General features: G+C 44.6%; 3 protein-coding genes. All 3 read right to left on the bottom strand.

All coding sequences use genetic code 11. From position 1 onward, the window contains the following. Positions 1-1,129: outer membrane protein assembly factor BamB (gene bamB / locus A3757_RS11285; protein WP_068739632.1), on the bottom strand; the 1,129-nt coding region annotated here is incomplete at its 3' end. 160 nt (positions 1,130-1,289) lie between these two features. Next, the gene (locus tag A3757_RS11280) at positions 1,290-1,949 is read right to left on the bottom strand and encodes a tetratricopeptide repeat protein (protein WP_068554613.1); all 660 of its coding nucleotides are present in this window, start codon (positions 1,947-1,949) and stop codon (positions 1,290-1,292) included. A 168-nt stretch (positions 1,950-2,117) separates the two neighbouring features. Then, positions 2,118-3,327, bottom strand: a 1,210-nt coding sequence (hisS, locus tag A3757_RS11275) for a histidine--tRNA ligase (protein WP_068739630.1), incomplete at its 5' end; no start/stop codon positions are given.

Raw genomic sequence — 3,327 nt, 5'->3', positions numbered from 1 at the left:
AACGTGCATAAACATATAGCCGGTCGCCCTTTACAATCATCTCACCCATGACACCATCACTGTCAGGGTATTTCCGTGCAAGTACTTTTCCATCCAGCACTGATAGCACATGGATATAGCCCTCGAAATCAGCGGCCATCACAAACTGGTCAAAGACCACTGGTGAGCCTAAACGACGATATAAGAACTCTTCATTTCGCCACAACTCCTTTCCACTTTGCTTATCAAGCGCAATAATCTCACCTTTATCCGTGGTAACAAAGAGCTTGCCAAAGCCTAACGCGAGCTTGTTAAAAGATGAAATTTCTTTAGACCAAATTTCCTGCCCATCGAGCGCACTTAAAGCAAATATTTTACCTTGGTAAGCGGCTGCATAAAGGGTATCACCATCAAGCAAAGGCTGACCATCCGAGTCGACCAAACGCTCTAGCTCTGTGCGCCCTTTTGGTAGAGCAAGTGTTGCTTTCCAGAGAGGCAAACCAATGTCGTTCCTCAATGTGAGCAACTCACCATTGGCGAAGCTAGTCACCGTATACTTCCTCGATACTAAAGGTTTGGCAGTACCTCGTAAGGAAAGTATCGGCACAACACTATCATGACGCCAGCGTTGCTTGCCATCTTGTGCCCCGAAAGCAGCAACTTTGCCATCAATAGTTTGAACGATCACCAGTTCTCCGTTTACTGCTGGCGGAGCCGTTGCTTCACTGCTTAGCGGAGAGCGCCAATTCTCTTGGCCATTTTCAAGTTGTAGTGACACTAAATAACCAGAAAACGTCACAACATAGAGGCTATCTCGGTCAACTGCTAAGCCGCTGCTAATAGTCTCATCCAGCTCATGACTCCAGAGAGTCTTACCGGATAAACGATCTATAGCACTAAGTAAGCCTTCAGTATCGACTGAGTAAATCTTATCATCTCTAAGGATAGGTGAAAGCTGAAGCTTTAGTTCTTGATCACCTTCTCCTACCGACTTCTTCCATATACGTTTAAAGTTAATTTGGTCTTTGAAGTCGATATCAAGCTCTGCAGGCTGATTTACTGGCGAACTACTACAAGCAGCTAGCAAACAAGACAAAAGGCCAAGAAAGGCGACCTTTTTACACCACCGATGTATTTTCTCTAGCGCCATGCTATGAAATCCCTAATGCAACTTAGCGTTCTGTATGATTACTTCAAACACTATATAAAAACAAAAAAGGCAGAGCTTAGCTGCCTTTGAAAGATAAATTCTCGCCCCTTTGTAGTTTTCAGCCTAGGCAATGCTGGCTGACAAAAAGGGGCAAAATTGATTATAGGGTCTTAGGATCGATACCTAAGTCTGACAGCTTAACCGCCAACAAAGGTTGCGCCTGAGGCTCTTCTTTAATAAGTTCGAAAGCATTCTTGTATGCCTCGATAGCGCCAGGGATATCACCTTGTCGCTTTTTAATGTCACCCTCTATTTCAAGGTAGCTCGCTTTAAACGACTCTACACTTGGCTTAAGTAAGGCCAAAGCATCGCCATGCTTTTCTTGCGCGGATAAAATACGAGCTAAACGAGCGGTGACAATATGTTGAAGACGAACATCTTCTGTTTTTGATAAAACCCAATTTAGCTGCTCTGCTGCACCTTCGTAGTTTTTGTCTTCTACCAGGTCTTTTGCCATAAACATCGCAGCATACAAAGCGTATTCAGTGCCCTCAAACTCATCTTTCAGTTGCTCTGCCAAGTAGCTGACTGTTTCCGCTTCGTCTTCACTATCAAAATCGTTTTGCGTAGCGACTGTTACCAATTGTTGATACTGCAAAGACGCTGCTGTTTTTTCCTGAATCACATTGTTCTGGTAAGCCTTCCAGCCAAACACAATAACCAGCGCTGCACCAATACCCATCAATAGTGAATTACCGTTATCGCTCCACCACTTTTTCAATGCCGCCAGTTGTTCATCTTCTGTTGAAAGGTTGTCCACGTCTTGCTCCTGTCTACCTTGTTTTTGTCTTGGCACCCTTACTGGGCACCTTCGTTATCATTGTATTGCGCTGCATTATAACCGACTCGGTCGAGTTCGCAGCATTAAAAACAGCTAGTGTTGCTTACTTTTTGGCAATACAGCCAAATTCCCGGCAACTCCCAAGCTTTAACTAAATGCAGAATTCACTTCTGTTAAGAGCTCTGCAAAACTAACCAGCTTTTGCCCACCCTCACCTTTTAGTCGTTTGACTACCAACGTATCATTTTCCAGCTCCTGTTCGCCAATAATGATACCAAGAGGTGCGCCAGACTTATCAGCTTTTTTCATCTGACTCTTGAAACTACCACCGCCTGCATTCTGCAGTACTCTCAAGGAAGTTTCACTTCTAAGCAACTCAGCAACTTCAAAGGCTTTATGTAAAGTACCTTCTCCTGCCGCCACAATAAAAATATCGACATGCTCGCTTACCGACTCAGGGACAAGCTTCAGCTCTTCAAGCAGTAGCACTAAACGCTCTACCCCCATTGCAAAACCAACTCCCGGAGTTGGCCTTCCGCCAAGCTGAGCAACCAGACCATCGTAGCGCCCACCAGCACATACCGTGCCTTGAGCACCTAAGGCATCTGTCACCCACTCAAAGACCATTTTCGAATAATAATCCAAACCTCGTACTAAGCCATGATTAACACGATACTTGATATCTGCATGATCCAGCAGCGACAATAGCTCGTTAAAGTCATTCTTAGACTCGTCTCCATAGAAATCGAACAGACTTGGCGCATTCGCGAGAATCTCTTGGGTCTTAGTATTTTTGCTATCCAGGATTCTTAGAGGGTTTGTTTTCATCCTACGCAGACTATCTTCGTCAAGCTGATCAGCATAACCTTCAAGATAAGCAACTAATGCATCTTTAAAGGACTTGCGCTCTTCAGGCAAGCCTAAAGAGTTTATCTCTAACACCACATGTTCAGATAAACCAAGCTGCTTCCACAAGCGAGCAGTCATCATGATCAACTCAGCATCAATATCAGGCCCTTTAAAACCAAAACACTCAACACCGACCTGATGGAATTGGCGATATCTTCCTTTTTGTGGACGCTCATGTCTGAACATCGGCCCTGTATACCACAAGCGCTGAGTCTGGTTGAACAATAGACCATGCTGCTCGGCTGCTCGAACGCAGCATGCAGTTCCTTCAGGGCGCAGGGTTAAACTGTCACCGTTTCTATCTTCAAAGGTATACATTTCTTTTTCAACGATATCGGTAACTTCTCCGATAGAGCGTTTAAATAGTTCTGTCTGCTCGACAATAGGCATGCGAATTTCTTGATAGCCATAACTTTGGAGCACACCTTTTATATGCCCTTCCAAGTAC

The organism is Oleiphilus sp. HI0117 (assembly GCF_001635235.1).
The sequence above is the reverse complement of the archived record's forward strand: the minus strand, read 5'-3'. Positions and strand labels throughout refer to the sequence as shown.